This is a genomic window from Candidatus Thioglobus sp., from assembly GCF_028599055.1.
GTDB lineage: Bacteria > Pseudomonadota > Gammaproteobacteria > PS1 > Pseudothioglobaceae > Thioglobus_A.
In genome coordinates, this window is record NZ_JAQRMS010000071.1 from 1 (window position 1) to 6,229 (window position 6,229).

Sequence of the window (6,229 nt, forward strand, 5' to 3'; positions counted from 1 at the left end):
CAGAGCCATTCATGAGTGCTAATAATCCCAACCCTTGGTCACTCCTTGATAATATTAATTCTTCACCATCAATGGTTAAAATTTTTACCGATTCAACATTGTGCACAGTTAGACCGTACTTCAAACAATGCACGCCGCCTGAATTTTCAGCCACGTTACCGCCAATACTACATGCAATTTGACTGGATGGATCAGGTGCATAATACAACCCGTAACCAGCAACAGCTTCACTAATAGCGATATTTCTCACCCCCGGCTCAACAACTGCTAATTGCTTATCCGCATCAATACGCTTAACTTGATTTAGTTTTGACAAGCCTAAAACAATAGATTTTTCTAGTGGCATTGCGCCACCTGCCAAACCTGTACCAGCGCCGCGTGTTACTACTGGCGTATTGTTTGCTTTGCAAATCTCTAGTACTTGTTTGATCTGCTCGATGGTTTCAGGCAGAACAACTGCCAAAGGCTTTTGACGATAAACACTCAAGCCATCGCACTCAAATGGGCGAGTATTCTCCTCGCCCGTGAGTACAATACCCTTAGGTAGTACGTGAGATAATTCTTGAATAATTGACATGCGAGCAATTATAATAGCTTCTTTAAATTGATTAACCACAAAAAGATTATGAAATCATTCAATCCACCTGTAAGAACTTTAATGGGTCCAGGCCCTTCTGATGTTCACCCTAGAATTTTATCAGCCATGGCGCGCCCTACTATTGGCCACCTTGACCCAACTTTTGTTGGCATGATGAACGAAACCAAAGAAGGTTTAAAGTATATTTTCCAAACTGAAAATGAGCTAACCATGCCAGTTTCAGCGCCAGGCTCTGCCGGTATGGAAACTTGTTTTGCTAACTTAGTTGAGCCAGGTGATAAAGTGGTTGTTTGTATCAATGGTGTTTTCGGCATGCGTATGAAAGAAAATATCACTCGTTTTGGTGGTGAAGCTATTGTTGTTGAAGATGATTGGGGCGTGGCAGTATCAACTGACAAAGTTGAACAAGCGCTAGCAGATAATCCAGATGCAAAAATTCTAGCATTTGTGCATGCTGAAACTTCTACCGGTGCAAGCTCTGATGCCAAGACTTTATGTCAAATCGCACACAATCATGATTGCGTTACCATTGTTGATGCAGTAACCTCTCTTGCTGGTAGCGAGCTTCGTGTTGACGAATGGGAAATTGACGCCATTTACTCAGGCACACAAAAGTGTTTATCAGCCATGCCGGGCATTTCACCGGTTAGCTTTAACGAGCGTGCATTAACCAAAGTAAAAAATCGTAAAACACCGGTAACCTCTTGGTTCTTAGATTTGAACCTAGTGATGGGCTACTGGGGCGAAGGTGCTAAACGCACTTACCACCACACAGCGCCTGTTAATACACTTTACGGCTTACACGAATCATTAGTCATGATTACTGACGAAGGCCTTGAAAACTCATGGGCTCGTCATCAGAAAAACCATGAAGAGTTAAAAACTGGCCTTGAAGCAATGGGCATTAATTTCTTAGTTGATGAAGCTGATCGCCTGCCACAATTAAACTCTGTCTTTATTCCTGAAGGTGTTGACGATGCGCAAGTGCGTTCAACTTTACTTAATGATTACAACCTAGAAATTGGTGCTGGTTTAGGCGCTTATGCAGGCAAAGTTTGGCGTATTGGCTTAATGGGCCACTCTTCTAGAAAAGAGAATATCGCATTATGCTTAGCTGCTCTTAAAAATGTATTAGGGAAATAACACTAATCACCTAACAACAAAAAAGGCGACCTTAGGGTCGCCTTTTTTTATGTCTAACTTATGCTTATTTTAATTTAGCCAACAACTCTTCTTCGGTTTCCACACGATTTTTATCAGGCAAACAGCAATCAACCGGGCAAACTTCTACACACTGCGGCTCATCAAAATGACCAACACATTCCGTGCATAAATCACCATCAATTTCATAGATTTCATCACCCATAAAAATAGCATCATTCGGACACTCTGGCTCACACACATCACAGTTAATGCATTCATCAGTAATTAATAAAGACATTGCTTTCTCCTAGTTCGTAAAAGTTCAAAATATATGTGGTATTTTACCGTATTGTTAAGCATATTTTTATTGTGATTTGAGGTATCATAATTAATTTTTTCGATACTACTATGCGCTTTTTTCTATCACTTTTTACGCTGTTTTTTCTCTCTACTGCTCACGCTAAATTAGACAACGGCTTATATGCTAATCTACATACCAATCAAGGCGACATCATTGTTCAACTTGAGTATGAAAAAACACCACTAACCGTCATCAACTTCGTTGGCTTAGCCGAAGGCACTAAACACTCCAACATTCAAACTGGAAAGCCTTTTTACAATGGTTTAAAATTTCACCGAGTTATTGACAACTTTATGATCCAAGGTGGCGATCCAAAAGGCAATGGCACGGGTGGCCCGGGCTATCAGTTTAATGATGAAATTACTGATTTAAGCCATCACGGTGGCGGCATTTTATCCATGGCCAATTCTGGCCCAAATACAAACGGTTCTCAATTTTTTATCACCCATACCGCCACACCTTGGCTTGATGGAAAACACACAGTTTTTGGTCAAGTAATTGAAGGCATGGATGTGGTCAACAGCATTAAACAAGATGACTTTATTCGTAAAGTAAACATTATTCGAGTGGGTGAAAAAGCCAACAATTTTAAAACAGATGAAGCTGCATTTAACACAGCCAATGCACATTATGCCAGCATGGAAGATCGCAAGACAATGGCTAAAAAAGCCAAACTCAAGGCTTTTGTTGAGGCAAACCACCCCAGGGCGCATATTTCTGAACAGGGTCACTTTATAGAAATCAATCAACCCGGTAATGAGAATAAACCCAACAAAGGAGATTTGGTTAAAGTTAACTTAACCATTGACCTAGATGATGGCACCAACATGCGAGAAGCAGGTGAACCTTTACCATTTGCAGCAGGATCTGGCACCATTATTAGCATCATTGACACAGCGGTATTAGCCATGGGCGTCGGTGAAATTCGCACCCTGATTGCACCTTATTATCAAATCTATGGCGACAGTGATCGTGGTGGGCTATCCACCGACAGCATTCTAATTTTTAAATTGGAATTGTTGTCAATTAACGATATTGAGTAATTAACCATGTTTTTAGAATTAATCAATTTTTTAACGCAATTTGATTCAGGCTTTGAGGTTTTAAATTACTTAACCTTAAGGGCAGTTTTAGCCATGTTAGCAGCCTTATTAATCAGTCTGGCACTTGGGCATTATTTTATTAAAAAATTGCACCTCTATCAAATCGGACAAGTGATTAGAACTGACGGCCCTGAGTCTCATTTAGCCAAATCAGGCACACCGACTATGGGTGGTGTCATGATTTTATTCGCCTTTATTGTTAGCTCATTAGTTTGGGCAGATTGGTCTAATGTATATTTGTGGATTGTACTAGCCACAGCCGTTATCTTTGGTGGTATTGGCTTTATTGATGATTACTTAAAAATCAAACACAAATCTTCTGATGGGCTTAGTTCTCGCAAAAAAATGTTGGGTCAATCTATGGGCGCTATTATTATCGGCCTTTGGATTGTATTCGGTATCGATACACCTTTGCAAACCGAGCTACTTATTCCATTTGTCAAGGAGGTAACGTTACCTTTGGGCGTGGCGGGATTTTTAGTTTTAAGCTATTTTGTGATTGTGGGTAGCTCTAACGCGGTTAACTTAACTGATGGCTTAGACGGACTAGCCATCATGCCGGTGATTTTAATCTCTGGCGCTCTGGCTTTATTTGCCTACATCAGTGGTAATTACAATTTCTCTAACTACCTCAACATGCCGTTCATGCCGGGTACCAGTGAGCTGTTCGTTATTTGTGCAGCACTGATGGGTGCTGGCTTAGGGTTTTTATGGTTTAACACCTATCCAGCCGAAATATTTATGGGTGACGTGGGCTCATTAGCACTTGGTGCTATTTTGGCAGTAATCGCTATTCTTCTTCGTCAAGAAATCTTACTATTCATTATGGGTGGTGTGTTTGTTGCTGAAACAGTGTCGGTTATCATTCAAGTGGCTTATTACAAACGCACCAAAAAACGCTTCTTTCTCATGGCGCCTATTCATCATCATTTTGAAAAGAAGGGTATTTCAGAGCCAAAAATTATCGTGCGTTTTTGGATGGTTACCTTAATCTTAGTATTGGTCAGCCTAGCATCCATTAAAATACGCTAAATGGATACATTAGATAAATGGGATAAGCGCTACTTAGCTTTGGCGGCCGAAGTGGCCACCTGGTCAAAAGACCCATCAACCCAAGTAGGCGCTGTTACCGTTGGTAGCAAGAAAGAAGTTTTATCTCAAGGTTTTAACGGCTTTCCTCGTGGCATTGGCGATTCTAGTGAGCGTTATCATCATCGCGAAACCAAATACAAACTCGTGGTTCACGCCGAAATGAATGCAATTTACAACGCCACCTACTCTGGCACTTCATTAGACGGCGCCACTTTGTATGTTTACGGCTTACCCATTTGCTCTGAATGTGCTAAAGGTATTATTCAAGTAGGCATTAAAAAAGTGGTGGTGGAAAAATCCAAAGAATTAGACAATTGGAATGAAAGTGTCCAATTATCTAAAGCCATGTTCGATGAAGCTGGCGTTGAATTAATTATTACTAACAAGAATTAACATGTCTGAAGTTTCTAAACGTCGCACCTTTGCGATTATCTCTCACCCTGACGCAGGTAAAACCACGGTCACTGAAAAGCTATTGCTATACGCCGGTGCCATTAAAACTGCTGGCAGCGTTAAGGCAAGAAAAGCAAGTGCGCATGCAACTTCCGACTGGATGGAAATGGAAAAAGAAAGAGGTATTTCTATTACCTCCTCTATCATGCAATTTGATTATGACAATCACGTCATTAACTTACTTGATACCCCAGGACATGAAGACTTCTCAGAAGACACCTATCGTACCTTAACTGCGGTTGATTCAGCACTCATGGTGATTGACGTTGCTAAAGGTGTTGAGATGCGCACCATTAAACTCATGGAAGTATGTCGCTTGCGTGACACACCCATCTTAACCTTCATCAACAAGCTTGATCGAGAAGGTAAAGAGCCAATTGATCTTATGGATGAGGTAGAGACTGTGCTTAATATTGAGTGTGCACCCATAACTTGGCCAATTGGCATGGGTAAACGTTTCAAAGGTGTGGTGCATTTACTCGAAGATAAAGTCTACCTCTATGAAGCGGGCAAGAACTCTGAAATTGGTGACAACATTATCATTGATGGCGTTAACAACCCAGAGCTGGATAAAATTCTGGGCGCTGATGTTGCTACCGAGATGCGTGATGAGGTTGAACTGATTACCGAAACCACCACGCCATTTGATTTAGAGGCGTTTCTCGCAGGTAAGCAAACCCCAGTTTTCTTTGGCTCAGCTATTTCTAATTTTGGCATTCAAAATTTATTGGATGGTTTTATTGAATATGCACCAACGCCAAAAAACAGAGAATCTGACGTGCGCGAAGTTAAGCCAGATGAAACCAAACTCACCGGCTTTGTTTTTAAAATTCAAGCCAACATGGATCCTAAACATCATGATCGCTTAGCCTTTATGCGTATTGTTAGTGGTGAGTATAAAAAAGGCATGAAGGTTTTACAGGTATCGACTGGCAAACAAATCAAAATTGCCAATGCGGTTACCTTTATGTCGCGCGAACGTAGTTCGGCTGAAGTGGCCTATGCAGGCGATGTTATCGGCATTCATAATCATGGCGGTATTGCCATTGGTGATACATTCACTCAAGGTGAAAAGCTAGAATTTAAAGGCATTCCAAACTTTGCACCTGAATTGTTTCGTCGCGCCCAACTTAAAGATCCTTTAAAAGCCAAAGCTTTGCAAAAAGGCCTGGATCAGCTTTCGGAAGAAGGCGCCACCCAAGTCTTTCGCCCAATTATTAATTCTTCGCAAATTTTAGGTGCGGTTGGTATTTTGCAGTTTGATGTCGTGGCTCACCGCCTTAAGTATGAATACGGTGTTGATTGTCAATTTGAAGCTATTGCGGTTGCCACAGCACGTTGGGTCACCGGAAGTGACAAAGATATTGAACAACTCAAAGCCAAAGCGGGTAATAACGTGGCGATTGACTCTGCCGGCATGCTGACTTACTTAGCGCCGTCAATGGTCAATCTACAGTTAACTGAAGAACGCCATCCGAA

The 6,229-nt window shown here is 41.3% G+C and carries 7 protein-coding genes; 5 read left to right on the forward strand and 2 right to left on the reverse strand.

Going from position 1 to position 6,229, the window contains the following annotated elements:
* The coding region (locus tag PSN35_RS05455; RefSeq protein WP_300030569.1) for an FAD-binding protein at positions 1-577 on the reverse strand (577 nt) is incomplete at its 3' end.
* A 48-nt stretch (positions 578-625) separates the two neighbouring features.
* Here PSN35_RS05455 and PSN35_RS05460 point away from each other — a divergent pair.
* Positions 626-1,741: an alanine--glyoxylate aminotransferase family protein gene (locus PSN35_RS05460; RefSeq protein ID WP_300030572.1), complete on the forward strand. Its 1,116-nt coding sequence runs from the start codon at positions 626-628 to the stop codon at positions 1,739-1,741.
* Between the two features lie 64 nt (positions 1,742-1,805).
* On the opposite strand, the gene PSN35_RS05465 is transcribed toward PSN35_RS05460, so the two are convergent.
* Positions 1,806-2,039, reverse strand: a complete 234-nt coding sequence (locus tag PSN35_RS05465; protein ID WP_300030575.1) for a YfhL family 4Fe-4S dicluster ferredoxin — start codon at positions 2,037-2,039, stop codon at positions 1,806-1,808.
* A 110-nt stretch (positions 2,040-2,149) separates the two neighbouring features.
* Between PSN35_RS05465 and PSN35_RS05470 the strand changes: the two genes are divergently transcribed.
* From PSN35_RS05470 to PSN35_RS05485, 4 genes are all read left to right on the forward strand, one after another.
* Entirely contained in the window at positions 2,150-3,145 is a 996-nt protein-coding gene (locus PSN35_RS05470; RefSeq protein WP_300030578.1) for a peptidylprolyl isomerase, read from the forward strand.
* Positions 3,146-3,151: 6 nt separating this feature from the next.
* Entirely contained in the window at positions 3,152-4,237 is a 1,086-nt protein-coding gene (gene mraY / locus PSN35_RS05475) for a phospho-N-acetylmuramoyl-pentapeptide-transferase (RefSeq protein WP_300030581.1), read from the forward strand.
* Positions 4,238-4,690 (forward strand): dCMP deaminase family protein, encoded by a 453-nt coding sequence (locus PSN35_RS05480; protein ID WP_300030583.1) that lies wholly within the window; start codon positions 4,238-4,240, stop codon positions 4,688-4,690.
* Between the two features lies 1 nt (position 4,691).
* Positions 4,692-6,229 (forward strand): peptide chain release factor 3 (locus PSN35_RS05485; RefSeq protein ID WP_300030587.1); only part of this gene is annotated, 1,538 nt, incomplete at its 3' end.